The organism is Candidatus Sulfurimonas marisnigri, from assembly GCF_015265475.1.
Classification (GTDB): Bacteria; Campylobacterota; Campylobacteria; order Campylobacterales; family Sulfurimonadaceae; genus Sulfurimonas; species Sulfurimonas marisnigri.
Map to the genome: position 1 here is coordinate 324,635 of NZ_CP054493.1, position 26,104 is coordinate 350,738.

Here is a 26,104-nt window from a genome sequence, read left to right on the forward strand (position 1 = left end):
AGACTCCAAAATAATTTATAAATTTATGACATTATACATTTTTTAGCTTTATTTCGCTATCATATAAGTTATACAGAGCAGTTAGGCTGCAATATTAAAGGATTTATTATGAACGTACAAGTACACGCGAAGGACATTACACTACAGTCGAGCACAAGAGCTCACATCGAATCTGCAATTGAGAGCTTCAAAAAATATTCGTTAGATATTACGTCAGTAAATGTTCATCTGCAAGCTGAAAAAAAAGGTGTTTCTATAGAATTTGATATTCATGTTGCCCGCGCTCAGCCAATTGTTATTTCTCAAGTAGACGATAACTTGGATGCTGCAATTGATTTAGCAATTGACAGAGCTACAAAAGCACTTCGCCGTTTACATGAAAAAGTAGTTTCACACCAAAGCACTTCAGTAAAAGACTTGGAAACATTAGATAACTAATGTATAGTTGGATTATTTGGTTCCATATATTGTCATTTACTTCATGGTTCGCCGTGTTGTTTTACATGCCAAGGCTATTCGTATATCATGCAGAAAATATTGATAATGAAGGTTTTGTTGAAGTTGTAAAAGTAATGGAAATGAAAATATATAAATATATTGGTGTTCCATCTATGTGGGCAACTGTAGTTAGTGGTGTGGCTATGATATTTTTATCAACTTCACATTATGGTGGAGTTAACATAATGTCAACTGGCGGTTGGTTGCACGCTAAGATATTTTTGGTTGTAGTTTTAATGGGATACTTTTTTTCAATGGGTTATTATAGAAATAAATTTTTAAATAATGAGTGTACAAAAAGTGGAAAATTTTTCCGTGTCTATAATGAAGTTCCAACTCTTCTGTTGTTGGCTATTGTTGCGTTGGTGATTTTTAAACCATTTTAGTACTTATATGCTAGTCGCATTCGCGACTACACTAAACATTCTTGGTTAGAGTAGAGAATGTTTCTACTTCTCGCCTCTCTTTTTTGCTTTAAAAAGAACAGGTGTTCCTGTAAAATTGAAAGACTCTCTTAGTTTATTTGTTAAGTATCTTCTGTATGTAAAGTGAAGACCTTTAGGCTTATTCATGACTATCGCTATTTTAGGCGGTCTAGTCTCGTACTGCGTTGCATAGTAGATTCTAATAACTTGACCATGCATGCTTGGAAGATGATGTTTTCTCATCGCTTTTTCCATAGCATCATTTAGTTGTGAAGTTGTAATTCGTTGTGAGTAGTTTTCATTTATCTCTAAAATCATATCATTAAGTTTATCAACTCTTTGGTGCGATTTTGCAGATAGTGTGATAATTGGTGCATAAGCTAAGAACTTAAATCTGTCTCTTACGCTTTGAATGATTTTATCATGCTCATCTCTTTTTGATATATCCCACTTATTTAGAACGATTATACAAGCGAGTTTATTACTGTCTACAAGACCGGCAATTTTCTCATCAAGGTCTAAAAAAGGCTCACTTGCATCTAAAATAACAAGTGCCATATTTGAATTTTCCAGCATCTCTGTTGTTCTCATTAGAGCAAATTTTTCTATACCTATTATCTTACCGCGACGTCTAAGACCTGCTGTATCTACGAAAGTAAGCTGTTTTCCTTTGTAGACAATACTCTCATCAATTGGGTCAATTGTTGTGCCTGCTACGCTACTGACAACAGATCTCTCTTCACCTAAAAGAGCATTTAAAAGTGAGCTTTTACCAACATTTGTACGACCGATAATAGAGATTTTAATGTGATTTATATCATCTTCATTAAACTCTTTTATCTTGTCATTTTGGGCAAAAATAGAGTTTTCATCATCAATGGCACCATCCATTTCATCTTCATCCCAATATGTAAATCCATCATCTTCTTCATCTTGGTCTTGTGTATTTGCAAAGAAATCTTCATCACTTAAATCTTCACGAATTATGGTGATTTCATCATTACCTTCTTCATTACCTTCTTCAAAAGCTTCTTTTATAATGTCAGAATCTGGAATCTTACTGGCTACCCAATCAAGAAGCTCAACTGTATGTCTATTATGAGCTACAGATATGCCAAAGATAGCATCTGTTCCAAACTCATAGAAATCCCAAAGTTTCTCTTTCATTTTATCATTGTCTATTTTATTTACAATAAGAGCTACATCTTTACCCATAGTTTGAAGTTCATAAAAAAGTTTTTTATCTTCATCTTCTGGTAAGCCTTTGCCATCAACCATATAAAGAATTATGTCAGCCTGATAGGCTGCTTTAAGTGACATCTCTTTAATCTTGTCAAATAGCTCACAACCCTTATCTAAACCGCCAGTGTCCAACAGTAGAGCCTGCTTGTTTATGATTGTTACCGGTCGCCTTTTTACATCTCTTGTTGTACCTGCTTGTTCAGATGTTATAGCATCTCTTTTTTTAACCAGTCTATTAAAAAGTGAACTTTTGCCAACATTTGGACGACCAATAATTGCAATTTTTTTCATGTTTGTTGCCTTGCTTTAAGTGAAGAAATATTTGTAGTTTATTTGGAATTATATCTAAAATAAAGAGTTAAATTTTAGGAGTTAAAATCTTGCTTGAGGAAACTCCCTCTTTGTGGGGAGTTTTAGTCACTAGTTATCAGAAAATTCTTTTTCTAAACCTTCTAAAGCGTTCTTGGCTTTAAATTGTTGCCATAGAGCTTGATCATTTTTGAAACTCGTTTTAAGATTATTTTTGATTTGTTCATTAGCAGATTGTTTTGATACAGTCACTAACATGTATAGTGCACCAGATGGAGCATTCCACGTATCAATAGATTTTGAACCAATTAGGTCAACTTTTGCGACCTGTTTAGTTACAGTTTCTGTTGTTTGATCAACAGTTTCACTTCCAGCAACACCAGTTGTGCCAGTATATAAAGAAATCTTATCTTTTACAAGTGTACTAATCTGCTGAGCTAAATCTGAGCGACCGTTAGCTACTGCAACTCGTCTCATATGACCCATTCCAGCAGCGCTTTTTTGAGCAACACCAACACCAGCATAGGCACCATCCGCTGACGGTCTACATGTCCAATCAGGAGCTGGTACATTTTCTTGTTTACAAATATTATTGAACTCAACCTCTTCTGGTTTAACGTCTTTCTTTGAACATCCTGTAATAGTAGCAGCCAATAGACCTGCCAATGCAATTGATGAAATAACTTTAGTCATATATATCTCTCCTTTTATTTGAAATCATTGTATCAGCTTTAATCTTAAATAATATTTACTAACTAAGCTCTGCTAGTGCTTTTTAATTCCGATAAAGTCAAAGACACCAAGTTGCTTTATTTTACTTCTCAGATTGATTGCCGATTGTTCTTTAGCCTCTATTAGGTTTTTTCTAGATTTTCCAATAAATGTATGCTGTCTAAATGCTACTTCCTTTTTCTCTTTATCAAAGAGCGTAAATTTGATAAGAGATTTAGATTTATTAAAACTGTATTCCTGAGATTCATCAGTTTTTGATGTAATTAGAAGCTTAAAAGAGTTTTTGTTGTCTGTGCTATTTGCTGCATTTAAGCCTTTCTCTTCTATGGCATTTTTTATAATTGATGAGAAAAACCTTGAGTTTCCATCGGCTAGAATATATATATTTAGATTTGATTTTATTTCATCATACTCATCTTTCATAAGTCTTAAAAATCTAAATTCATCATCAGAATTATATGTATATTTCAATAACTCTTTATAGCCAGTGAGTGATGCAAGAGTATGGTACTCTAACATAAGTGGGTCAAGTGCAACGAATTTTTCTATATCTGTTTTTGCAGTAATTAAACTTTTTTCTTGTTTAACTCGTGACATTTTTGCATCAGAAATTATTTTTAGTGATTGATATATTTCTTCCTTATATATGCTTATAAGAACAAGAACCTCACCTTTATAATTTTTTGATTTTACTAGTTTTATATGATTAAGGTACAATTTTTTTGAAATGTCAGAGTTTTGTTCTGAAATTTTTTTAAGTGTATCATCATCTAAAGGTTGAAGTAGATGAGAAGAGCTTTTAAAAGATTCATCTAGCTCGGTGCTCAGAGAGACTCTCATAGAATAGACAGCAACTTTTTTTGCTTTTTCAATAGTGTCAGATGTTCCAACAGCATAAAGAAGTAGATTGTCTTTTGGTATATTTGTATACCACGTTGGAATATTGTCAGGCTCTGGTTTTGGTTGCGAAGAACAACCTGCAATTAGTGCTATTATAAGCGCTAATATAATATTTTTATACATATATTGTCCTTGTTTTGAAAGAATTCTATCAAAATAATTTTAAACTAGTATAATACGATTATGAAATATTACTCTTATGAAAATTTTAAAAATGATACAAACAAATTGATTTCTCAGGTTAAGAAGTCTGAGTTTGATGTGATAGTAGCAGTAGCCAGAGGTGGACTTGCTCTTTCACATGTGATGGCAGAGGGCTTAAATATAAGAGATGTTCAAAGCATAAGAACAGAACTTTATGATGAAACATGTAAAAGAGAAGAGTTGACTATATTTGGAAGTGCTGACTTTACAGATATAAAAAAAGTGCTGGTTGTTGATGATATAGCAGATAGCGGCGACACATTGAATGCAGTAATGAAACATTTAAGAGGTTGTTTTAAGGAAGTAGAGTTTAAGTCTGCAACTCTTTTTTATAAAAAAACATCCATTTATGAGCCAGATTTTTGGGTAAATGAGGCCGATGACTGGATAGACTTTTTTTGGGAGAGAGATTTCATAAAAGAGTCATATTGAAATTTAATCTTATTAAAAGCTTATTCTGATAATTCTTGTTATAATTTTTGTTAAATATATACTATTTATTTCTTGGAGCGATGCATGTATTCACTAGATATGACAAATTTATTTATAATAACAGCTGTTATTACATTTATTCTATTATTTGCACTTTACCTTAATATCAAACAGCGCTATCATTTGAAAAAAGAGATTGTGAAAAAAGTAAAAGATTTAGAAAATTATGTAAATTCATTTGATAAAAATGTAATATTCTCTAAAACTGATTTAACAGGTATTATCACTCATGTAAGTGAAGCATTCTGTAAAATAAGTGATTACGAAGATTATGAACTTATAGGAAAACCTCATAGCATTGTTAGACATCCTGATATGCCAAAGGAAGCTTTTAAAAAAATGTGGGATACCCTTCATCATACACAAAAATGGTCAGGAGAAGTAAAAAACAGAAAAAAAGATGGCGGATACTACTGGGTTCTTGCTAATATTGAAGCGGACTATAATGATAATGGTGAGCACATTGGCTACACTGCAGTTCGACATGATATTACAGCACAAAAAGAGGTTGAGGAGCTAAAAAGCGAACTCGAAAATATAAACAACTATTTAGAAGATCAGGTCAATGAAAAAATTATAGAAATAGTATCTCTAAATAAAGATGTAAAAGAGACGCAAAAAGAGATTATCTTCACTATGGGTACTATTGGTGAGAGCAGAAGTAAAGAGACCGGTAACCATGTAAAAAGAGTTGCTGAATACTCAAAATTACTCGCTATTCACTCTGGAATGCACGAATATGAAGCCGAGCTTTTAAAACAAGCTAGTCCTATGCATGATATAGGGAAGGTTGGAATTGCTGATTCAATTTTAAATAAGCCTGGAAGATTTGATGAGCAAGAGAAGAAAATAATGGACTCTCACGCAAAACTGGGGTATGAGATGTTAAAACATTCAGACAAGCAGCTATTAAAAATTGCAGCAACAGTAGCTCATGAACATCACGAGAAATATGATGGTACAGGTTACCCAAATGGCTTAAAAGGTGAAGAGATTACTATATATGGAAGAATCACAGCTCTGGCAGATGTGTTTGATGCTCTTGGGAGTGACAGAGTCTATAAAAAAGCTTGGGATGATGAGAAAATATTCAAGATGTTTAAAGAGCAGAGCGGTAAACATTTTGATCCAAATTTAGTAGATATATTTTTTAATAATTTGGATGAATTTTTAGAAGTTAGAGATAAGTTTGTTGACAAGATGGCTTAATTACTTACTCTAGTGCTTTCCGCCTCTTTTGGTAAAATCTGTTTCATATATATAAGCAGAAATTTCTCTTAAGGTGTCTAAATCATAACTAAGGTTTGGCATAAGTCCATGCTTTTGTATTGAGTGGTGCATAAGCGAAGTCTCTTCTTTTGGGTTTAATACCCAACTTGACATATAGTTGACAAACTCTTTTTTTACAGGAAATGCACTTTTATACACCTCTTTAAATTTTACAACAGACGGTGCTGATATAGTTTGTGTCTCTTTATGGCAGGTTATACAGTTTCCGTTAAATAACAAAGAACTCATGTCGTTAGCTTCTGCTAAACTAGCAAAAAGTATGAAAAGCGATGTTATTTTAAAATTAATCATTGCTTCTTATGTTCTTTTATCATCTCATATGCTTGATTTATCTCTTGAGTTTTTGCAGTTGCTTCTTGCATATAAGCTTCATCTTTGTTTTGAGATTTAATAATGTCAGGATGATATTTACGAACCAAGCTTCTATACGCTTTTTTAATAACACTTAAATCATCATTTTCACTTACACCCAAGAGTTTGTAGGCATCATTTATGTTTGCTTTTGGATGAACGTTTGCCATCATTTTTTCAAATTGCTCAAATATAGCATGGTAAGCATTTGGGTCAAACTCAAAAGCTTCAGCAATTGTTATAAGAACTTCATCTTCACTCTTACTAACTTCACCGTCAATAAACGCAAGTTGAATTAAAAAGCCCATAAAATGTTGCTGTTTAGCTCTATCTCTTTTAATAGCATGACCTAAAGTGTGAGCTATATCTTCTAAGTTGTCAAATCTATCTTTCTCTTCATTGAAAATTTGTTTTAAAATATCTTTGGTTTTTTCAGGTTCTGGGAAAACAGCTGAGATATCGTCAAACATTATCCCAATAAGCTGTGCTTCTAAAGCATCAACTTTTCCATCAGCTTTTGCAACCTTTGCAGCTAGTGCTACAAAAAGACCTAAATCACTTTTTCTTATAGAGTCTAAACTTACAGAGAAATTTTTAAAAGCCTCCTGTGAATAAGTTGTATATTGAGAGTAGCTCTTAAATATCCAGTAAAAAAATCCGCCTAAAATCGCCAATAGTATCAAATTGCCCATAACACTCCTTTATTATTTGTAAAATTATAGAAAGTATAAATTAATATATAGATTTATTTTCTACTGATTTTATGGTAGACACGTTTTGCCGTAATCTTTCCAATCCAGAAAACTTCGTCCATCACAGCTTCTTTTAAAAGACCATCATTATCATAGGCTACAAGTACATCTACTGTAGTCTCATCTTTATCCATTGGCTCTACATGTAGATTATATATATTTTTAACTCCATCAGAAAACAATAATGCCGTAGCCTCTTTTTTTGTATCATCAAGACACGATAACATAACTCTATTTTCGTCATTATGTGCACCAATTGCAAATAAATTATAGCTCTTTTGCCCATCTATACAACTTGATTTTGTATTAAGATAAGAGCTTAGAACATCATCAGCTATATAATCATCAAGTGTAATTTCCTCTTTTGAACTCTCTTTAACATCTCTTGTTGTAAATTCAAAGGTCGAAGGATTAAAGTCGGTTTGACTTACTAGATTTGTTTTCTCTTCTACGAATGTAATCTCTTTTTCTTCGTGATTAAAATAGTAGCTCTGAACTTTATTGCTTCGTGTTTTTGTTTTTGTTTTTATAAAAGTGTCAGGGATGTATTTTCCATTAACAATTTTACCCTTGCTTATAAAAATCTCAACCCTGTTGTTTAAAAGAAAGGCTGCTACATCAACAGTCTTTGCCACTAGTTTAAGTTCATAACTTTCAGCATTTTCTTTTAGGGTTAAATCAGCATAACCAACTCTACCAAACATTCCAACATTTACATCATATCTCGTTGAAAAACCTTGAGCATATAAAAAGTTTATAAATAAAAACATCATTACTAAAATCTTCATTGCAAACTCCTTGTTATATCTCCTATTATATCTACAAAATGGTTAACATAATATTAATATGTTTTGGTAATTTTATATAGAACCAAAATAAAAATTTAATTTTAATTGTAACATATAGTTTACTTTATAGTCATTTTCTCTATGAAAACTAATGGCCGGCTGCACCTCATATGCAATCCATTTTCGCCAAATGCTTCTGCGGAAATTAAGTGTGGTTACATAGTCACTTATCCCTCCAAAAGGTTCCGACTGAGTAGCAGGTGTTGTGCTGTCAATTGTATATCTATATTTAGTGTTTCCCCAAAATATCTGACTTAAACTAACTCCTCTATATGTTTTTGGGGTTAAATAGTAAGAAAATGCAACTCTGTAATCCATGCCATTGTAGTGAGCCATTGTTTTACGATAAAGGGAGGCTCTAAACATTGATAGATCATCTAGCTTTCTATCAAAATATATGTTTGTCTCTTCTTCGCTAAAATACCTTGTTGAGTATTTAAACTGTTGAGTTGGTTCGATTACCCATCTGCCTGCCTTGAAAGTTTTACTATATCTTGCACGAATAAAAGCCGAGAAACCTCTGAAACCAATTGAGTACTTTGATTCTATCTTATGAAACTCTTTGGCAAAGTAGTTAATCCCAATATCTGGCGTAGTAGTTTCATCAGAAGTGTTAGAAGCAGTGTCATCAAAATAATTTTGTTCAATGTCATCAATAAAAAGTTTATAGTTCTTTTTAGTTCTACTTAACGGTAGCTGAGCACTTACTCTATAATTAAATGTAGTTGAAGTTTTTGATTGTAAATGAGAGCCTATACGAATATGAAGATAGCTCTTTTCTGTTTCATTAATAAATTTTTCACTTTGAAAAAATTCGTCAATTGAATTTTGTATTGTTTCCTCATTACAAGCCATATTCTCATCAGAAGAGTTTAACAAGCTACTAACTGTTTTATCAATACCATTAGACCATTTAACGACTTTTTTAGAAATCGTTTTTTGACTATCATCTATGTAAGTTTCAAAAAAATTACTGCTACTGTTGGTCTCAGCACTTAAATTAAGTGCAAAAAACAAAAAAAGAAAAGTAGATATTAACTGTGATGACAAAATATTTCCTTTTGTTATTTCGTTAATTATAGCAATATTTTAATTAAATTTAGATGGGTATAATGGCGCTTATGAAACAAATCAAACAATTAAACAGTGGCGTTAAATATATGCTTTTGGCATCATTAACATTCGCAATAATGGGTGCGTTTGCTAAGCTGGCAAGTGAGCATATGAGTTCACTTGAGGTTGTTTTTTTTAGGAATGTTTTTGGTGTAGTTTTAATAACATATGCTGTGTATAAAAAGCCTATGATTCATCAGGGTGGAAAGCCATTTTTACTTTTCTTTCGTGGTGCTATGGGTTTTTCAGCACTTCTTGCATACTTTTATAATATTGCACATATTCCGCTTGGTGATGCTGTTACTTTTTCAAAAACTGCTCCAATATTTACAGCTATTTTTGCATGGCTGTTTTTAAATGAGAAGCTCTCTCCAAAAGCATGGCTAGCTGTTTTTGTCGGATTTATGGGAATATTGCTTATCACTCAGCCAAGTGCAGTTGGATTTACTAAGTATGATATTTTAGGAATATTCAGTGGTATTGGTGCTGCACTTGCATACACTTCAGTTAGAGAACTTAGAAAATATTACGACACGAGAGCGATAGTTCTCTCCTTCACATTAGTAGGAACTATTGGTCCAATTATTCTTTTTGTGTTGTCAAAATATTTCTACATGTCAGAGCTAGATTTTATGTTGGGTGAGTTTGTTATGCCAAAAGGTGTAGTTTGGCTTTATGTGATTGGACTTGGTGTTTTAGGAACATTTTCTCAATATTTTATGACAAAAGCCTACGGAGAGACAAAGGCCGGAATTGTTGGTGCTGTTAGTTACACAAACATCGTGTTTGCTATTTTAGTGGGTCTTTTACTTGGTGATGCACTTCCAAATTTAATAACTACATGTGGAATAGTTTTGATTGTTTTTGCCGGAATTATGGTGGCTAGAGAAAAGTAATTTTAGATTAAAACCATTATGATATAATCTCTACTTTATTTTTAAAAGGTATATTATGACATTACTTGCGGGGCCTTGCGTAATCGAGAGTGAAGAAAATATTTTTAAAATTGCTAAATCTTTAGAAAAATATCATGAAGATAAAACTATAGATTTTTATTTTAAAGCTAGTTTCGACAAAGCAAATAGAACATCACTGGATAGTTTTCGTGGACCAGGAATCGAAGAGGGACTTAGAATCCTTCAAAAAGTCAAAGATGATTTTGGTTATAAAATAGTTACAGATGTACATGAATCAGTTCAGGTAAAACCGGTGGCTGAGGTTGTAGATATGCTTCAAATACCAGCATTCTTATGTCGTCAAACTGACTTGCTTGTTGCATGTGCAAATACAGATAAGATTGTAAATATTAAAAAAGGGCAGTTTATTAATCCGCCAGATATGCAGTACTCAGTTATGAAAGTACTAAAGACTCGAGGATGTGATGAAGTTAGTTATGAAAACGCTAAAAAACATAACATCTTTTTAACCGAGAGAGGTTCATCTTTTGGTTATGGGAACATGGTTGTAGATATGCGTTCATTAGTTGTTATGAGAAAGTTCGCACCAGTTTTGTTTGATGCAACTCACTCTGTTCAGATGCCGGGAGCTCTTGGTGGAAAAACAGGCGGAGACAGCTCAATGGTTCCATATTTAGCTTCTGCAGCAGCAGCAGTTGGTGTTGATGGGTTCTTTTTTGAGACACATTTTGACCCAAGTGTAGCACTTAGCGATGGGCCAAATATGCTAAAACTTGACGAGCTAGAGAGTTTAATAGTTAGAATTAAAAAAATACAAGAAATTTAAGGAGATAGAATGAACGTAGTAGAAGGCAGATTAAAAGTTACAAATGGTAAAAAAATAGCGATTGTTAGTACAAGGTGGAATCACTTTATTGTTGATCGTTTAGTTGAAGGTGCAAAAGATGCATTTCTACGTCATGGTGGAGTAGAAGAAGATGTAACTCATGTTCTAATTCCTGGAGCTTTTGAACTTCCTATGGTGGTTGATCAAATTTTGGCAAGTGGTAAATACGATGCTGTTTGTGCTTTAGGTGCAGTTATTCGTGGGGCAACTCCTCACTTTGATTATGTTTCTGCTGAAGCAACTAAGGGAATCGCTACTATGAGTCTTAAGTACCAAAAACCTGTTTCGTTTGGTCTTTTAACTACTGATACAATTGAGCAAGCAATAGAGAGAGCTGGAACTAAAGCTGGAAATAAAGGTTTTGAAGCGATGACTACTGTTATTGAAATGCTTGATCTTTATGAGAATATCTAATGGCAACTAGACACCACGCAAGAATGGCAGTTGTAAGTCTGCTATACGCTTATGACTTGGGAAATGGAAACATTGCTGAGCATACGGATGAGATTTTAGAAGAGAAAAAAATTCGTAACAAACAAAAAGATTTCGCTTTAGCACTATTTGACGGTGTTATGGCAAATCTTGAGGCTTGTGATAAAGCAATAATAGCACACCTCAAAGATTGGGATTTTGAGAGACTAGGAAGTATCGAGAGAGCAACACTTAGACTTGCATGTTATGAGATACTTTTTGGTGATCTTGATTCTGCTGTTGTTATTAATGAAGCAGTTGAGATAACTAAAGCATTTGGTACAGAACAGTCTCCTAAATTTATAAACGGTGTTCTTGACGCTATTTCAAAAGATAAACCAGAGTAAAAAAATGAACAAAATCATTTTCTTGTTTTTATTTTTAACATCTTTTCTTTTTGCTGCAAATGAGTGTATCGTATGCCATAAGGGGATAGAAGATATTAGAGATAGAGATTCAGGAATGATGAAAGCTATATTAAAAACAGCAAAAAAAGCTGGACATGAGGGCAACGATTGCATAGTCTGTCATGGTGGTAATCCATATAATAAAAGTATAGAATATGCTCACAAGGGAACGATAAAGTATTTTAAAACCAATAAAGGTCCAAAAGAGTTTTACCCAGCACCGGGAAGTTCTTGGATAAATGAGAATACATGTGGAGTTTGTCATACAGCTCAAGTCGGTGCTCAGATGAACTCTCTTATGATGACAGAGCAGGGAAAAATACAGGGTGCACTCTGGAGTTTTGGCGCTAAAGAGGGTTATGAACATACTGTTGGTAACTACAATACTAAAAATCCTGACAATCCAGACAAAAGACTCGGAACTCAAGTATATAAAAAATATATGGCTAAACTTGCAACTATGGAGCCTCAAGCTTTTCCAAAAGAGATGCATACACTTCCTCAAGCACCTACAGTAGAAGAGATTCACAAAGACCCATCATTAGCTGTTTATACATATTTGAGACAAGAGTGTTTAAGATGTCATACTGGTTCTAAAGGTAGAAATAAAAGAGGCGACTATCGCGGAATAGGGTGTGCATCTTGTCATATTCCTTACTCTAACGAAGGCTTTTATGAGGGGAATGATAAAACAATCTCTAAGAAAAGTGGACATCTTCTAACTCACCAAATTCAAAGTTCCAGAAAAGTAAAAGTTCAAGTTAATGATATTAACTACTCCGGTGTTCCTGTTGAGACATGTTCTACATGCCACAACCGAGGAAAACGAATAGGTGTATCATACCAAGGTTTGATGGAGACGGAGTATCAGTCAACGTTTGACGTTGATGGAAATGGACAGCCAAAGCTTCACACAAAAAGATACCTTCATATGAAAGAGGATATTCACTATAAAAAAGGGATGTTGTGTCAAGATTGTCACACATCAAACGACCTTCATGGTGATGGCTTTTTAGGTGGGGCAAATTTAGCTGCGGTTGAGGTAGAGTGTCAGGATTGCCACGGTACAACAAAGTCTTACCCATGGGAACTCCCTATTGGCTACTCTGATGAGTTTAATACAACAGCGGCAACCGGAAAGCCAAGAGGTGTAGCTTCAGATTTAGCTGAGTATCTAAAGCAGGGTTATGTACCGGAAAAAGAAGATGGCTACATTTTAACTGCTCGTGGAAACCCACTTCCAAAGGCTGTTAAAAAGGGCAATAAAATTATTATGCACTTGAGCTCAGGAAAAGATATAGAGCTAAAACCACTTAAGCTTTTAAAAGAGACAGAAGAGCTCTCAGCCTCTGGTCTACTTGCCATGGATACAATCTCTGCTCATACTTCCAAAATGGAGTGTTACTCTTGTCACGCAACTTGGGCACCTCAATGTTATGGTTGCCACGTGAAAGTTGACTACTCCGGCGGGAAAAAGAACCCTGATTATCTAAAAGCTTCGCATGACCAAGATATTCACGGAACTACCGGCGGAATGAGAGATTTGAAAAAGTATTTGGTTGATGGGCAAGTTACAGAGACCAGAAGTTACCTTCGCTGGGAAGATCCGGCTTTAGCACAAAATGGAGAAGGTCGTGTAAGCCCTGTGATACCTGGATGCCAGACGACAATTACAGTTATAGGCAAAGACGGCAAAGCACTTTTACAAAATCATATTTTTAAGATACCAAATGTTGAAGGTGCAGGCGAAGATGGACAAAGCGCTCTAGATATGTCGCCTGTTCAGCCCCACACTATCCAAAAAGAGGCAAGAACATGTGAGTCTTGTCACTCAAGTGGCAAAGCGCTAGGTCTTGGTATCGGCGATGGAAAACTAAACGCTGATCCAAGTAAAACGACTATCATTGATTTGATGAGTGCCGATAGAAAAATATTAGCAAAAAAAACTGATGAGCAAATTCCTGCTATACCAAACTTAAAACATGATTACTCCCAGTTTATAGATGAAAACGGTACTCAGCTTATGACGGTAGGTCATCACTTTAAACTCTCACAACCTCTAAACAAAGAGCAGAGAGATAAACTAGACAGAAGAGGAGTTTGTCTCTCTTGTCATATAGATATTCCAGAAGGAAGTTTAGCTATCTCGGCTATGCGACACATTGCAAAAATGGCAGAGTATAAAATTGATAGAGTACAACACAATAGCATACTCAATAAGCTTCTAAATCTAGGAGCTTGGGTTCAGGTAATGACAGTGCTAGTCTTTATTTTAATAGTCCTGCTTGCAATATACATAACATTTTTTAAGAAAAAACCAAATAATCCACGAAACGAAGGATGGAAGTAGTACAGATGAAAAGATTAACAAAAGAAGAAGCTCTGTATTTAATCAAAAATGCAGACTTAAAAGAACTAGGAAAAATGGCAACAGCTCGCAAGAAAGAGCTACATCCAAAAGGTATAACAACATTTGTAATAGATAGAAATATAAACTATACTAACATTTGTTGGGTTGATTGTAAGTTTTGCGCTTTTTACAGACATGAAAAAGATGCAGATGCTTATGTACTTACTTTTGATGAGATAGATGCAAAGATTGATGAACTTTTAGAGATTGGCGGAACACAGATTCTTTTTCAAGGTGGAGTTCATCCTAAATTAAAAATAGGGTGGTATGAGGACTTAGTTGAGCATATTCATACTAAATACCCTGAGATTACAATTCACGGATTCTCTTCTATTGAGATTGATTTTATTGCAAAAGTTTCTCGCATAACTGTAGAAGAAGTGTTGGAGCGTTTAAAAGCAAAAGGTTTAGCCTCTATTCCAGGAGCTGGAGCTGAGATACTTTCCGATGAGGTTCGTGATATTATCGCACCAAAAAAGATAGACTCTGATGTATGGGTTGATATTCATAGAAAAGCCCACAAGCTTGATATTAAATCAACGGCAACTATGATGTACGGTACAGTAGAGAGTGATGAGGACATAGTAGAGCACTTTGACATGATAAGAGAACTTCAGGATGAGACAGGTGGTTTTAGAGCATTTATAATGTGGAGTTTTCAAGGGCAAAATACAGAGCTGTTAAAACTAATTCCAGATATGGATAAGCCATCATCAAACCGCTATTTAAGACTTCTAGCAGTTGCTAGGCTTTATCTTGATAATGTGCCAAATATTCAAAGTTCATGGGTAACACAAGGCCCATACATAGGTCAAATGGCTCTAATGTTTGGAGCGAATGATTTGGGTTCAACTATGATGGAAGAGAATGTTGTAAGTAGTGCCGGTGCGGCTTACTCCATGGCGAAAGAAGAGATGGTTTCTCTTATAAGAGATATAGGTGAAATACCGGCAGTACGAAATACTGCTTATGAGACATTAGAGAAATTCGCATAAAATGAAAAAAATAATAGTTACTTTACTAATAATAGGACAAATTATGATGGCAGCAACAATAGAAGAAATCGAAGTTAACGGTAAAAAGATACCTGTGATTTTTGAAGATGACAAAAGGTTACCACTAGTAACTATGCAGTTTGTTTTCACTAACAGCGGAACTATAACAGATGCTACAAAAGCAGGCTTAGCAAAGCTAAGTTCTAGAGTTATGGGTGAAGGAACAAAAGCTTTGGGCTCAAACGCATTTGCTGAAGCTCTTGAAGCTAGAGCTATTCATATATCTGCATCAGCAGGTAAAGAGACTTTTGTTATAGAGGTTGGGTGTCTAAAAGGTGAGTTTGAAACAGCTCTTAAATATTTTAGTGATTTATTAAAAGACCCAAATCTAACTCAAGAAGCAGTTGATAAAGTAAAAACTACAACTATTGGTTCAATCAGTTCAAAAGCAAATGACTATGATTATGTAGCTTCTAATGAACTAAAATCAGTTCTATTCGAGGGAACTCCACTGGAAAATCCAGCTTCTGGAACAATAGAGAGTGTAAAAAGTATTCAACTAGAGGATGTAAAAGGGTTTATAAAAAAACATTTGGTTAGCTCTAAACTCATAGTTGTAGCGGGTGGAGATATTGAACTAGAGAAGATGAAACAACAGATAAGTAAAGTTGTAGAAGCTATGCCAAAAGGTAGAGCGTCTGCTCTTAAAAGTTATGCTACATCAGATAAATCTAAAGAGAGTGTTCTCAAAAAAGAGACAGAACAAGCATATATATACTTTGGTTCACCATACAATGTAAGTGTTAATTCACCAGATTACTATAAATCTAGAGTAGCTACTTACATTTTAGGAACAGGCGGTTTTGGCTCAAGACTAATGGAAGAGATAAGAGTTAAAAGAGGTCTTGCTTATTCTGCTTATGCAAGAGCAGATATAAGTAAATCAAGTTCATTTATGAGTGGTTATCTTCAAACAAAACTAGACTCTATGGATGAAGCGAAAAAAACAGTTAAAGATGTAATAGCTGAGTTTGTAAAAAATGGTGTTACCAAAGATGAGCTCAAGCAGACTAAAAAGTTTTTGCTTGGAAGTGAGCCGCTTAGAGTAGAGACTATGAGCCAAAGACTTAACCGTACTTTTATGGAGTACTATAAGGGTCAAGAGTTTGGACACTCACACAGAGAGTTAGAGCTTATTAAGGAATTGAAATTAAAAGATTTAAATGAGTTCATAAAAGCTCATACAGAGATTTTAAATATGAGTTTTGCAATAGTCACCAAGTAAATATTGCAAAATGCAATGTTTATGCTTGAGGTTTATAAAAAGAGATAGTATTAGATACTAAGGAATTAATATGAACCTCACAAAAGCCCAAGAAGAGAAATTTAACAAATTAGGTATCAACTCTTGGTGTGAACTCGCACTTATTATTCCTCACTCTTACGAAGATTTACGACTTCATTACAAACTTCAAACACACACATTTCAGCTTATAGACGCAACTGTAGAGTCCGTTTACCGCTCTGCAAACTCTATACAGATAACTTTTTTTGCCCATAATTTCGGACATAGTGTTACCGGCGTTTTGTTTCGTCCAAAACCATACATGTTACACCAGTTTACAGCCGGTAGCAGAGATTATTACTATGGAATGATTGAGTGTAAAACAGGACACTGCAGTATTAGTATGCCAAGAAAAGTAACCAATGTAGGTTTCATAACTCCAAAATACAAATCAGCTCTAAGAAGCGATGTTATGCTACGTTTTATTCAAAATAATTTAACAAAAGAGAATTTAATAGAAGAAGGTTTAAAAGAAGATATCATAGATGAGGTTTTAAAATTACATTTTCCGACAGAGCTACCAATTAACGTAAAAGAGCTAGATTCAAAAAGTGTTGATGCTCTTAAATATATAGAACTATTCTCTTATATGAAGAAGCTGTCTGCCAAAAGAAGATACTTTAAATCTTCTACATGTAGAAGTAGTGATTATAAAGATTGGGCTAAAACCTTGCCATTTAAACTTACAAAAGAGCAGGTTGATACTATAGAAGATATAAAAATAGATTTGCAAAAAGATGTAAGTGCTAGGCGAATGATAGTAGGGGATGTTGGAAGCGGTAAAACAATGGTTATTTTAGCTTCTGCAGTAATGATGCTGCCTAATAAGTCTATTTTAATGGCACCAACAACTATACTAGCAAACCAACTTTTTGAAGAAGCCAGTAAATTTATACCTAATATTAAAATCGTTTTAGTCACCAACAAAACAAAAAATATAGATTTGAGTGAGTTTGATTTTATTATTGGTACTCATGCACTTTTATATAGAGAGCTTCCAAAAGCAGGGCTCGTTATGGTTGACGAGCAACACCGTTTTGGAACTGTACAGAGAAACATGTTAGAGAAGTTAGTTAGTAGTACAGATGTCATAAGCCAAGCAAAACCTCATTTTTTACAGTTTTCTGCAACTCCAATTCCCAGAACTCAAGCTATGATAGAGACAGCACATATTGATGTCTCTTTAATTACATCAACACCTTTTAAAAAAGATATATCAAGCAGAGTAATCCATAAAAGTGATTTTCAAGAGTTGCTTGGGCATATAAAAAGTGAGATAAGCAAAAAAAATCAAGTTCTTTTAGTTTACCCTTTGGTTGAGCAGAGTGAAGTTATTGAGTATCAGAGTATTGATGAAGCGAGAGGATATTGGGAGAATAATTTTGAGAATGTCTACGTGACTCATGGAAAAGATAAAGAGAAAGAAGAGGTGCTAAAAGAGTTTAGTGAAAAAGGGGACATTTTAATTGCTACAACAGTAGTAGAAGTAGGTATATCTCTACCACGGCTTAGTACTGTGGTAATTGTCGGTGCTGAGAGATTAGGGTTGTCTACGCTTCATCAGCTACGAGGTCGTGTAAGTAGAACAGGACTAAAAGGCTACTGTTTTTTATATACAAACCAAAAATCATCTGAGCGATTAGAAAAGTTTACTAAAACTACTAGCGGTTTTGATATAGCAAACCTTGATTTAAAGTTTAGAAAAAGTGGTGATTTGTTAAAAGGTTCTAATCAGAGCGGAAAACAGTTTAGGTGGATTGATTTGGCAGATGATGAAGAGATAGTTCAGCAAGTGAAATATGACTTAAATTTTGTCTCATTGAGACAAGCTTCAGTAGCCACAGCGGCTCCAGCGGAGTAAAGGGAATTACTTCCCTTTGCGGGACTATTAATATAACCCGAATTTACCATCATTTCTTTTGTAAAGAACACGAGTTTTACCTTCGTTATCTAAGAAGATTTCAAATACTTTCTTACCATCTTTTAAGTCATTTAAAACATCTTCAACTTCACGAGGTTTGTAAAGGTCTAGTTCTACTGGTACGATTTCATCTTCTAAAGCTTCACTAGCCTCATGCAAATCAATTGCAGTATTAGCTTCATTCTTAGCTTCGTTCATACCATCTTTATGGTGATTAGTCTCTTTATCATGCATACGACGCATAGCTTTTTGAGCTCTTGATGTCGCCATGTCAATAGCAGCATACATGTCATCATCATTTTGTTTAATAATAATAGAGTTTTTGTGAGAAAGGTGTATAACAAACTCTACAGTAGAGTGTTCTTTACCTTTTTTTGATTGAGTAGACGCTATAACATTAACAGAAATAATATCCACATTGTATTTGCTAAGTGTTTCTATTGACGTATTCATATGAGCTTTGATTGGCTCTGTTAATTCTACATTTCTTCCAGTTAGAGAAATATTCATTAAAATATCCTTTTAAAATTATAATTTTGTGATTATAGCATTAAAAGGTTTAGAAATATTTATAAACTAGAGCTTTTGAATACTTCTTCTAAAATACCTGATAGGCTCTGTACCTTCAGTTGTAGTAACAGTTATATCCATAAGTACTGAGCCGTTTTGTTCATCCGTTGTTAATGTTGTAAAGTAGTCACCGGTACCACCGCATGCAAGACCTCTATAAACATATCTAACACTTATATTTATATCATATATGCTACCTAGAGTATATGAAGGAATTGTTGTACAAGAGCCATTTTGAGCAATTGTTAATAGAGCAAGTTCAGCAGCACTTTTAGAATAAAGTACAGACTGCTCATAAAGATATAAGTCTGTTGTTCTTTTCCCTGTTTCAGCTGTCATAGCTAGAGAAAGTGCCATAATAGTTGCTATTATAACAATAACAGCCATAGCCATTATCATAGCAAAGCCTGAACGATTTTTTAGTATATAGTTTTTTCTTTGCATATTGAATAACCTCCCGCTACATTACCATTGATTATATCACTCCCTACACAGACCTGTACTTTTACAACTGAGCCAATGGCTTTAAATCTAAATGTGCTTACGTTTTCCATCAACAAAAACTCTTTTCCATCATCTATGTAGTTTTCACCCTCCCAAGGTTGGTAATCGTAATTAAGCCAGAGATTTCCGGTTTGTGTTGTAGGGTCATAGTCTCTAAGTTCAACAGCATAAGCTGTCCATGCAAGCTGATAATATTCGAAAACATCTACTCCACTGAAGTTGTTGTCAGCTCCAGTAGCTCCGTTTGTTGGGATAAGAAGATGTTCTTCACCGGGATTAGGACTTCTTCTTATTGGATGCATAACGCTTGTGGTTTGGTCAGTTAGTGCGGCACCATTCCATCCATAATTATTTATATCACTATCAGAACCTACAAAATAGATGGCTGAATTATTTATGCCTGTACCACTGCCGTGGGACAATACACCAATTAGTGTATCAAGAGCTGTGGTATTCGTCTCAGGTGAGTTTAGACTGCTTGTTGATGATGCTTGTAAATCTATTATTCCGCTCCAGTTTGGCAAAGATTCCCCTCTAAACCCTTCTATATCACTTCCCACCCATTCTAAAATAGTTGCAGTGTCACCATATGTTGAACCTGATAATGCCTGATAATTGTTTAGATTTGCTCCCGGCTCTCTGGCAATAATAGAGTCTTTTATACGAAATTGCAGTCTTGAGGCAATAGACTCAACTGCTGTAGCACTTCTCGCTTGAAGAGAGTTATTTACGCTTGAGTATATAAAATTATTGTACGCCTGAGCCAAAAACTCAACTCCAAATTTACTTAAAATCCCCATAACAACTATAACAAAGATAAGCTCTATTAGTGTAAAACCAAGACGACGCATTAAAATCTCCTCCTATAGTAATCAATCTCACCAATATTAGCACTTTGCATTCTAAGAACTACAATATCTTTTGGCTCAGAATCTCTCACCGTGATTTCTATAAGCTTTATGTTTGCATCGGCGGCGCTAGGTGTTACAGTAACTATACTTGTGTAATTCGCCTTATACCCTGAAGCATTTGCTGTATCGTCTATAAAAATATTTTGTTCTCCAAGTTCTGCATTGTCCAAGTTGAAAAAAGTGTTGCTTGAAACATTTAATGGTGGTACTGCTGTAATATTTCCATCAACACATCTTCTATGCAGGGGTTGTACTATATGTCCAGGTCTTAGTCTATGTCTATCACTTGCCGTGTTGTTTACACATGTAGAGCCAATATCAATAACTCTTGAGAATTGACTCAAAGCGTTATCCGCCATCGAGTTTGCATCCCAATATCCAGAAGCTGCACCCATAAGCTCTGCAGAGGCAGCAAATATAGCCTCTTGAAGAATATTGCTCTCAATACCCCTTGATGTTACTTGTGTCATCATAGGAAGAGATAGTACAGCAATACCGATTATAACAATAGCAAAGATAAGCTCTATCATTGTAAAAGCAAATCTCTTAATACTATTTCTTACCACATGATTCTCCTGTTTGTTCTAGTTGCATTTGTATCTTTTGTGACTGTATCTGTATCATGTGCACCGCTCCACTCTCCACCTATTTTTTCAAACTCTACTGAGAACTGGTTTCTTGTAGCTGTTGGGTCATCTTTGTTGTAGATTAACCAGCCGGATGGATTGTTATGCATCGTTGTTTTGTATGGATAACCTTTTGTTTCATCATATTCAAGTGTTGCAGTTGCTGGCGGTGGAAAAACATCGTTTTGTGCTGTAACATCTACTATATCATCGGCTGCATTAAGCGGAGTGGCATCATTTTGTTGAACAGTGCCAATATTTCCATTATTTGTAGTATTATGCTCCTCATTTATATACCATCTTAAATCATCAGTCCTACTAGAGTTAAAACCTTGTTGAAGTAAAGCTTTATCGCATGTATTAATACCTATAGTATCAAAGCAATAAACTTCATAGTAGATATTTGCTGTTCCACTATCTCCCTCATACCTCTGTCTTGAAGCATGTGAGCGACCATAATAGTGTTTGATAGTTTGATTTAAATCTTTAACACCCTGAGTAGTTTTTGTTGCTGTTAAATCAGCATTCATGGTGCAGTTTGCCGGAGTAGTACAATCAGCGTTGTATGAGCTGAATGTTAACTCTTCAGGATTCATTACCGTATCTCTTGTTCTGTCAAAATTTAGATTTAAGTTTGTGTTTACACTGCCATTATTTGATTGGTTGAAGTCACTAGCTAAAATAGAAATAGTGCCAATTATATTGTTCATAGTGCCATTTTGGTCATTTGCCGGTAAATCTGAATTGTGATATATATATTTGTAATCAACTGCCCCTGAAATTGCTGATTTGCTGATATTTAAATCTATTGGCTGTGCATAACAGTTGTTTACAAAATTACTAAGACCTATGTTGTTCTCACCTCTTGCAGTTATAGTGCCATTTAAGTGAAAAGACATCTCCTCATCATTATCTAACCCTGTCATGTCTGACATGTAGATAAAAGTATTTGCATTAAACAGTGTGTTGTTATTTTCTCCATGTGATTGTGTAACTCCTGACATGTCAAATTTATATGGATGAAATTCTAGATTATAGTCTCTGTATTTTAGGGTTGAACCGCTACTGTCATGGTTACTGCTGATATTACACCCATTTTGAGGGGTAAGAGCTGTAGATGAAGCAGCTACTGATTTAGTTGCTGAGCTATTAACTACACAGTCAGCTCCACCAAGAAAATATGTTCCAGCGTGATGAGCTGGCTGTGTATTATCAACTGTTGTCCATGTAGTGTCTGTAATGTTTAATCCATACTCTCCAACTTGATTCAGGGATGAGTTAATATCAACCGAACCATTAACAAATCTCATAGGAATCGATACATTACTATCATCATTACACCCTGTTGGTGCCCCACTAGGTGACCATGCATACTTAACACTGTCTGTAAATGCAGAGTCAAAAGTTTTTGTGTACCCAGATGATGAGTTGTTGTTTAGATGGTTTGTAGCATTGATTTTTAAGCTATAGTCATACCCTGCTGCAAGTTCAGTTTGAACTGTAGATGGTGTCACAACCCCAGATACATCATCAGCAATTCTAAGTTGGGAAGCTGGATTTGTTTGGTTTTGATCATCTATTTTAATCATAAATGCTTCAGGACGCAGAGCAAAGTTGTCTCTTGAACATATGAATCTTGTATTGGTACCGTATATGCATTCCATACAAGCTTGAATATGTTTCTGGGATATAAAGTTGCCTGAATTTCCACATGCTTGAGCAGCTTGAGTTGCAATACTAGTTTGAGTTGCGTTTAGTGGGTACACAACAGGTTTGCTACAAGCACCAACAACTTGAACAATTTCCGAAAAGTTTTCTATTTTTTGTTCATTTTGTGCATTTGGTGGCCAGCTTAGTTGTACTAACGAATCATTACCATCATTACTGACAGGAAAAGACAATCTAAAGGCTGCATTTTGTCTAGAATTTTGATAAAACTCCGCACTAGAAGTGATAGTATTATTGAGTCCAATAGCAGCTTCCAGTGCTGCAGAGTCAAACATTGTAGAAGTGCTGTCATTTAGAAAAACCCAAATCTTTTCACTTATAGAACTCTCTATTTCTTCACAAGACGCATAAGTGTCATGAAAAACACCTGCGTCTATGAGCTCAACAGCAACAAGTGTGGACGTAGCATTTAATTCATCAAAATTATTTTTATTCATTGACAGTACTTTAAAATTACCAGCTCTACTTGTTACTTGAGTAGGTAAATTATAGTACCTGTTTGTTCCTCCAGCATCATAGTCATAATAATCATTATGAACTACATTGAACCTTCCACTAGTTGGTTCATAGTTGAAGTTTGATTCAGAACACATTGACATTTGAGAACCAAGTTGTAGTGTATATGGTGTAGTTACTCCAGCGACAGTTATGTTATATCTAGCTTGAACATTTATAGGAATATCAATAGTTGATGTCGTTGGGTCAATACTGTAATAAATATAGAAATGTTCATTTGAATTAATGCTTCCAATATCTATATTTTTTATGTTATCACCACCTAAGTCGTTTCCTATTGTTACATCAGTACCGTCTGCCAAGTTATTTGGAGTTATATCACCTATTTTCGCTAGTTTAGTAGAATTTGATATATAGTTAGCTTGAGAGGTGTTAATATCTGCAATATCTACAAACATATCTGAGACAATTATGTCTGAGTCAACGAGATTCCTTATAAAAATTGTTGTCTCAATAGGTTCACCAGATATAATAGTTCCTGAAATTCTTGGATTTTCTGTTCCATTATTATCTTCTGTAAAATAGGAATTTTGTTGTTTATAGGCATAGTCATAACAAAACTTAGGTTCATAAAGTGTGGTTGAAAAAACAATAAAAGCCAAATTGTATAAGTCACCATTGTTACTAAAACGAAAACTTGTTGAGGTTTGAGCATTTTTTAAAAAAGAGCTAATATCCATAGTGTCAATATCAGCTCCTAGATTATCTGCGTGATTAGGATTTCTAACAAGAGTATCTACTCCAAGATGGCTAATAGTTGAGTTGAATTGATTACCCGCCGGGTTTAGAAAATCTGTGATGTTTTCAAGAGTGTCACTATTATTAGCATTTTGCATTTGAAAAAGTTCACCAGTACTACAACAACCAAGTTTATCACCATCAACAGTGAAAAATGATGCAGTTGAGTTTACAGGCCCACTTCTAGGAGTTAAAAAGCCAGTTATCGGAACATCTACTATTTCACCATTGTCAACAACTTGAAAACCATGAAAGATAGAGACATTCTTAAGGGCTAACTGCCCTGACGAATCTTTGTAAACTGTAACTAAAGACCATGCACCAACAGCACCCCAAGCATCTATTTGACCTTCTGAGGCTACAAGGTTAGCAACTGTGTATGTACCTTCTCCTCCACTTTTAACAATATTTGTAACATCATAGGATGCAGAGTATAATATTCTGTTATTGCTATCTTGTGGCACATAGTGTAAATCAGATGAAGAAAGGCTTTGATAAGCACCACTGGGAGCTTTGAATTTAATAGTATGTGCTATTGAAACGGCATTGTTAAACTTATCATCATCCGTTCCTAGTGCTCCTCCAGTAATATTGGTATTTTGACATGTTCCACCTACTGTGGCACCTGTGTCATCACAAATATGACCTTGCCAATATAGTCTTGAGTAAACAATTTCATATCCTACATTACCTAAGTCTAAATCTGCACTAGAGGAATTGAACGTAGTCGCATCAGCATCAATATCATTAAAAACCATATTGTAAGCATTGTTACGGTCAGTTGGAGAACCTGTTGTATTTTTCCATAAAATACCATTACCAATTACTTTAGTGTCACCATAAATATCAAACGATTCTCTTAGTAAAATTGACTCTTCTGCTTCTATCCCTGTTACTCCTAGTGCAGTTACTGGAGGGAGAACAGAAGCCAATGCAAATGTTATAGCATAGTTTTGGTTCGAATTTTGACCTGGGGCTTGAACGCTTACATAAATAATATCATTTTGAGACACGATAAGGTTGTAATTAGTCATTGTTGCATCAGTAGCTTGGGTGTCTGGCATACTTGTGCCACTTGCTTCAAACCTAACTGTGGCATCACCAGTTAAAGAAATGCTAAAATTACCATCTTCATTTATTGTTATAGTATATCTGTCGTGGTCATTTCCTTTTACTGTCCCATTTTGTGTTACTGGTGCACTAGTATCTATAACAAGTGCTGTATCACTAAAAGTGTCTGCTTTTAGTTCTGAAAAAAAACTACCCATTACTAAAAATATTGAAATGATGTTTAGTAGTGGAATGAAAATCATTTGTTTGTTATTAGAATTTTTCACAATAAGCCCCTTGTAAAGCAGAAAAATAAGTGCACCAAAAGCCTAGGCTCACTCACAATTTAGTTATCAATCCTTGATTGTACTCCAATTAAAGTTATAGTTATATAAAAGTTTTTTAGCATAGATGTTGTTTGAAGAAGTGATAGCAAAGGCCAAATAAATTTTGTTTTATTTAGCTTGTAAAAAAGTAGATATTTTCTCTGCAACGCCATATCTAGTAGATTCTGGTAAAATTATTTGTGTTGCTTTGTTGTTGTCGGTATTAAAGATGATTGGACCTATAAAGTTTACGACAGAATCTTCTATAGGTGTTTGTATAAGAACTATATTTAAAATAAGAAGGTTTGAGTCTTTGTTTGCTCCCAGCAACTCTTGGGTGTTTTCAGTCACTTCAAAATCATAATCTCTCAAAATAAACGGGTCAATCAGAGTGAAGGAGATATGTTTATCAGTAGTAGATTGCATTTTCATAAAAATATCATCAATTTTTTCTAATGTTACTTGTTTTAAATCTTCAAAGCCTAAGATAGGCGCACATATATCAAATTGCATAAAAATCCCCAGTTTGTAATTTTGTGATTGTATCACTTAACGGATAAATAAAGCATAAAATGTACCTAGTTTAATGAGTGTTATATATCTTTTGGATAAAATATCAACTTATTT

Annotated in this window: 25 protein-coding genes; 12 read left to right on the forward strand and 13 right to left on the reverse strand. The window is 34.5% G+C overall.

The genetic code is table 11. From position 1 onward, the window contains the following. Positions 1 to 108 precede the first annotated feature (108 nt). Positions 109 to 438 (forward strand): ribosome hibernation-promoting factor, HPF/YfiA family, encoded by a 330-nt coding sequence (hpf, locus tag HUE87_RS01720; protein ID WP_194367032.1) that lies wholly within the window; start codon positions 109 to 111, stop codon positions 436 to 438. Next, complete coding sequence (locus HUE87_RS01725; RefSeq protein ID WP_194367033.1) at positions 438 to 884, forward strand: CopD family protein; 447 nt, start codon at positions 438 to 440, stop codon at positions 882 to 884. The genes hpf (HUE87_RS01720) and HUE87_RS01725 overlap by 1 nt, the downstream gene beginning before the upstream one ends. A gap of 63 nt (positions 885 to 947) precedes the next feature. Here HUE87_RS01725 and der read toward each other — a convergent pair whose 3' ends face one another. The 3 genes from der to HUE87_RS01740 all read right to left on the reverse strand — a co-directional run bounded on the left by der (position 948) and on the right by HUE87_RS01740 (position 4,229). After that, positions 948 to 2,456 (reverse strand): ribosome biogenesis GTPase Der, encoded by a 1,509-nt coding sequence (gene der / locus HUE87_RS01730; RefSeq protein WP_194367034.1) that lies wholly within the window; start codon positions 2,454 to 2,456, stop codon positions 948 to 950. Between the two features lie 129 nt (positions 2,457 to 2,585). Further along, positions 2,586 to 3,167, reverse strand: a complete 582-nt coding sequence (locus HUE87_RS01735) for an LPP20 family lipoprotein (protein ID WP_194367035.1) — start codon at positions 3,165 to 3,167, stop codon at positions 2,586 to 2,588. A 72-nt stretch (positions 3,168 to 3,239) separates the two neighbouring features. After that, a complete protein-coding gene (locus tag HUE87_RS01740; protein WP_194367036.1) occupies positions 3,240 to 4,229 on the reverse strand; it encodes a hypothetical protein in 990 nt (329 codons plus the stop codon). 60 nt (positions 4,230 to 4,289) lie between these two features. Between HUE87_RS01740 and HUE87_RS01745 the strand changes: the two genes are divergently transcribed. Together HUE87_RS01745 and HUE87_RS01750 are read left to right on the forward strand one after the other, a co-directional pair. Further along, positions 4,290 to 4,742, forward strand: a complete 453-nt coding sequence (locus HUE87_RS01745) for a phosphoribosyltransferase (RefSeq protein WP_194367037.1) — start codon at positions 4,290 to 4,292, stop codon at positions 4,740 to 4,742. Positions 4,743 to 4,826: 84 nt separating this feature from the next. Further along, positions 4,827 to 6,011: an HD domain-containing phosphohydrolase gene (locus tag HUE87_RS01750; RefSeq protein ID WP_229855183.1), complete on the forward strand. Its 1,185-nt coding sequence runs from the start codon at positions 4,827 to 4,829 to the stop codon at positions 6,009 to 6,011. 9 nt (positions 6,012 to 6,020) lie between these two features. Here HUE87_RS01750 and HUE87_RS01755 read toward each other — a convergent pair whose 3' ends face one another. The 4 genes from HUE87_RS01755 to HUE87_RS01770 all read right to left on the reverse strand — a co-directional run bounded on the left by HUE87_RS01755 (position 6,021) and on the right by HUE87_RS01770 (position 9,093). Beyond that, positions 6,021 to 6,383, reverse strand: coding sequence for a cytochrome C (locus HUE87_RS01755; protein WP_229855185.1), 363 nt, complete (start codon positions 6,381 to 6,383; stop codon positions 6,021 to 6,023). After that, positions 6,380 to 7,135 (reverse strand): DnaJ domain-containing protein, encoded by a 756-nt coding sequence (locus HUE87_RS01760; RefSeq protein ID WP_194367038.1) that lies wholly within the window; start codon positions 7,133 to 7,135, stop codon positions 6,380 to 6,382. Before HUE87_RS01760 ends, HUE87_RS01755 begins: the two co-directional genes overlap by 4 nt. A gap of 53 nt (positions 7,136 to 7,188) precedes the next feature. Further along, positions 7,189 to 7,983: a DUF3108 domain-containing protein gene (locus HUE87_RS01765; RefSeq protein WP_194367039.1), complete on the reverse strand. Its 795-nt coding sequence runs from the start codon at positions 7,981 to 7,983 to the stop codon at positions 7,189 to 7,191. 72 nt (positions 7,984 to 8,055) lie between these two features. Then, positions 8,056 to 9,093, reverse strand: coding sequence for a hypothetical protein (locus HUE87_RS01770; RefSeq protein ID WP_194367040.1), 1,038 nt, complete (start codon positions 9,091 to 9,093; stop codon positions 8,056 to 8,058). Positions 9,094 to 9,146: 53 nt separating this feature from the next. Between HUE87_RS01770 and HUE87_RS01775 the strand changes: the two genes are divergently transcribed. The 8 genes from HUE87_RS01775 (at position 9,147) to recG (ending at position 18,448) form a co-directional block, all read left to right on the forward strand. After that, positions 9,147 to 10,052, forward strand: a complete 906-nt coding sequence (locus HUE87_RS01775; protein ID WP_194367041.1) for a DMT family transporter — start codon at positions 9,147 to 9,149, stop codon at positions 10,050 to 10,052. A gap of 55 nt (positions 10,053 to 10,107) precedes the next feature. Further along, a complete protein-coding gene (gene kdsA / locus HUE87_RS01780; RefSeq protein WP_194367042.1) occupies positions 10,108 to 10,899 on the forward strand; it encodes a 3-deoxy-8-phosphooctulonate synthase in 792 nt (263 codons plus the stop codon). A gap of 9 nt (positions 10,900 to 10,908) precedes the next feature. Then, entirely contained in the window at positions 10,909 to 11,373 is a 465-nt protein-coding gene (ribH, locus tag HUE87_RS01785) for a 6,7-dimethyl-8-ribityllumazine synthase (RefSeq protein ID WP_194367043.1), read from the forward strand. Further along, complete coding sequence (nusB, locus tag HUE87_RS01790; protein WP_194367044.1) at positions 11,373 to 11,777, forward strand: transcription antitermination factor NusB; 405 nt, start codon at positions 11,373 to 11,375, stop codon at positions 11,775 to 11,777. Before ribH ends, nusB begins: the two co-directional genes overlap by 1 nt. Positions 11,778 to 11,781: 4 nt before the next feature. Next, positions 11,782 to 14,187: a multiheme c-type cytochrome gene (locus tag HUE87_RS01795; protein WP_194367045.1), complete on the forward strand. Its 2,406-nt coding sequence runs from the start codon at positions 11,782 to 11,784 to the stop codon at positions 14,185 to 14,187. 5 nt (positions 14,188 to 14,192) lie between these two features. Continuing rightward, complete coding sequence (locus HUE87_RS01800; RefSeq protein WP_194367046.1) at positions 14,193 to 15,242, forward strand: dehypoxanthine futalosine cyclase; 1,050 nt, start codon at positions 14,193 to 14,195, stop codon at positions 15,240 to 15,242. A gap of 1 nt (position 15,243) precedes the next feature. After that, positions 15,244 to 16,527 carry a M16 family metallopeptidase gene (locus HUE87_RS01805; RefSeq protein ID WP_229855187.1) on the forward strand — a complete coding sequence of 428 codons (1,284 nt, stop codon included), beginning with the start codon at positions 15,244 to 15,246 and terminating at the stop codon, positions 16,525 to 16,527. Between the two features lie 70 nt (positions 16,528 to 16,597). Continuing rightward, positions 16,598 to 18,448, forward strand: coding sequence for an ATP-dependent DNA helicase RecG (gene recG / locus HUE87_RS01810; protein WP_194367047.1), 1,851 nt, complete (start codon positions 16,598 to 16,600; stop codon positions 18,446 to 18,448). Between the two features lie 27 nt (positions 18,449 to 18,475). Here the strand turns inward: recG and hpf (HUE87_RS01815) are convergent, their stop codons facing one another. The 6 genes from hpf (HUE87_RS01815) to fliW all read right to left on the reverse strand — a co-directional run bounded on the left by hpf (HUE87_RS01815) (position 18,476) and on the right by fliW (position 25,990). Further along, positions 18,476 to 19,018 carry a ribosome hibernation-promoting factor, HPF/YfiA family gene (hpf, locus tag HUE87_RS01815; RefSeq protein ID WP_194367048.1) on the reverse strand — a complete coding sequence of 181 codons (543 nt, stop codon included), beginning with the start codon at positions 19,016 to 19,018 and terminating at the stop codon, positions 18,476 to 18,478. 66 nt (positions 19,019 to 19,084) lie between these two features. After that, on the reverse strand, positions 19,085 to 19,522 hold the full coding sequence (locus HUE87_RS01820) for a hypothetical protein (protein WP_194367049.1): 438 nt from the start codon (positions 19,520 to 19,522) through the stop codon (positions 19,085 to 19,087). Further along, on the reverse strand, positions 19,498 to 20,433 hold the full coding sequence (locus tag HUE87_RS01825; protein WP_194367050.1) for a type II secretion system protein: 936 nt from the start codon (positions 20,431 to 20,433) through the stop codon (positions 19,498 to 19,500). The genes HUE87_RS01820 and HUE87_RS01825 overlap by 25 nt, the downstream gene beginning before the upstream one ends. Continuing rightward, a complete protein-coding gene (locus tag HUE87_RS01830; protein WP_194367051.1) occupies positions 20,433 to 21,059 on the reverse strand; it encodes a type II secretion system protein in 627 nt (208 codons plus the stop codon). The genes HUE87_RS01825 and HUE87_RS01830 overlap by 1 nt, the downstream gene beginning before the upstream one ends. Further along, positions 21,053 to 25,438, reverse strand: a complete 4,386-nt coding sequence (locus tag HUE87_RS01835) for a hypothetical protein (RefSeq protein ID WP_194367052.1) — start codon at positions 25,436 to 25,438, stop codon at positions 21,053 to 21,055. Before HUE87_RS01835 ends, HUE87_RS01830 begins: the two co-directional genes overlap by 7 nt. A 168-nt stretch (positions 25,439 to 25,606) precedes the next feature. Beyond that, positions 25,607 to 25,990, reverse strand: coding sequence for a flagellar assembly protein FliW (gene fliW / locus HUE87_RS01840; protein WP_194367053.1), 384 nt, complete (start codon positions 25,988 to 25,990; stop codon positions 25,607 to 25,609). Positions 25,991 to 26,104 lie beyond the last annotated feature (114 nt).

What these genes read in the sequence shown, in the direction of transcription:
- hpf (WP_194367032.1), top strand. Translation starts at nt 109, where the DNA reads ATGAACGTACAAGTACACGCGAAGGACATTACACTACAGTCGAGCACA.
- HUE87_RS01725 (WP_194367033.1), top strand. Translation starts at nt 438, where the DNA reads ATGTATAGTTGGATTATTTGGTTCCATATATTGTCATTTACTTCATGG.
- der (WP_194367034.1), bottom strand. Translation starts at nt 2,456, where the DNA reads ATGAAAAAAATTGCAATTATTGGTCGTCCAAATGTTGGCAAAAGTTCA.
- HUE87_RS01735 (WP_194367035.1), bottom strand. Translation starts at nt 3,167, where the DNA reads ATGACTAAAGTTATTTCATCAATTGCATTGGCAGGTCTATTGGCTGCT.
- HUE87_RS01740 (WP_194367036.1), bottom strand. Translation starts at nt 4,229, where the DNA reads ATGTATAAAAATATTATATTAGCGCTTATAATAGCACTAATTGCAGGT.
- HUE87_RS01745 (WP_194367037.1), top strand. Translation starts at nt 4,290, where the DNA reads ATGAAATATTACTCTTATGAAAATTTTAAAAATGATACAAACAAATTG.
- HUE87_RS01750 (WP_229855183.1), top strand. Translation starts at nt 4,827, where the DNA reads ATGTATTCACTAGATATGACAAATTTATTTATAATAACAGCTGTTATT.
- HUE87_RS01755 (WP_229855185.1), bottom strand. Translation starts at nt 6,383, where the DNA reads ATGATTAATTTTAAAATAACATCGCTTTTCATACTTTTTGCTAGTTTA.
- HUE87_RS01760 (WP_194367038.1), bottom strand. Translation starts at nt 7,135, where the DNA reads ATGGGCAATTTGATACTATTGGCGATTTTAGGCGGATTTTTTTACTGG.
- HUE87_RS01765 (WP_194367039.1), bottom strand. Translation starts at nt 7,983, where the DNA reads ATGAAGATTTTAGTAATGATGTTTTTATTTATAAACTTTTTATATGCT.
- HUE87_RS01775 (WP_194367041.1), top strand. Translation starts at nt 9,147, where the DNA reads ATGGGTATAATGGCGCTTATGAAACAAATCAAACAATTAAACAGTGGC.
- kdsA (WP_194367042.1), top strand. Translation starts at nt 10,108, where the DNA reads ATGACATTACTTGCGGGGCCTTGCGTAATCGAGAGTGAAGAAAATATT.
- ribH (WP_194367043.1), top strand. Translation starts at nt 10,909, where the DNA reads ATGAACGTAGTAGAAGGCAGATTAAAAGTTACAAATGGTAAAAAAATA.
- nusB (WP_194367044.1), top strand. Translation starts at nt 11,373, where the DNA reads ATGGCAACTAGACACCACGCAAGAATGGCAGTTGTAAGTCTGCTATAC.
- HUE87_RS01795 (WP_194367045.1), top strand. Translation starts at nt 11,782, where the DNA reads ATGAACAAAATCATTTTCTTGTTTTTATTTTTAACATCTTTTCTTTTT.
- HUE87_RS01800 (WP_194367046.1), top strand. Translation starts at nt 14,193, where the DNA reads ATGAAAAGATTAACAAAAGAAGAAGCTCTGTATTTAATCAAAAATGCA.
- HUE87_RS01805 (WP_229855187.1), top strand. Translation starts at nt 15,244, where the DNA reads ATGAAAAAAATAATAGTTACTTTACTAATAATAGGACAAATTATGATG.
- recG (WP_194367047.1), top strand. Translation starts at nt 16,598, where the DNA reads ATGAACCTCACAAAAGCCCAAGAAGAGAAATTTAACAAATTAGGTATC.
- hpf (WP_194367048.1), bottom strand. Translation starts at nt 19,018, where the DNA reads ATGAATATTTCTCTAACTGGAAGAAATGTAGAATTAACAGAGCCAATC.
- HUE87_RS01820 (WP_194367049.1), bottom strand. Translation starts at nt 19,522, where the DNA reads ATGCAAAGAAAAAACTATATACTAAAAAATCGTTCAGGCTTTGCTATG.
- HUE87_RS01825 (WP_194367050.1), bottom strand. Translation starts at nt 20,433, where the DNA reads ATGCGTCGTCTTGGTTTTACACTAATAGAGCTTATCTTTGTTATAGTT.
- fliW (WP_194367053.1), bottom strand. Translation starts at nt 25,990, where the DNA reads ATGCAATTTGATATATGTGCGCCTATCTTAGGCTTTGAAGATTTAAAA.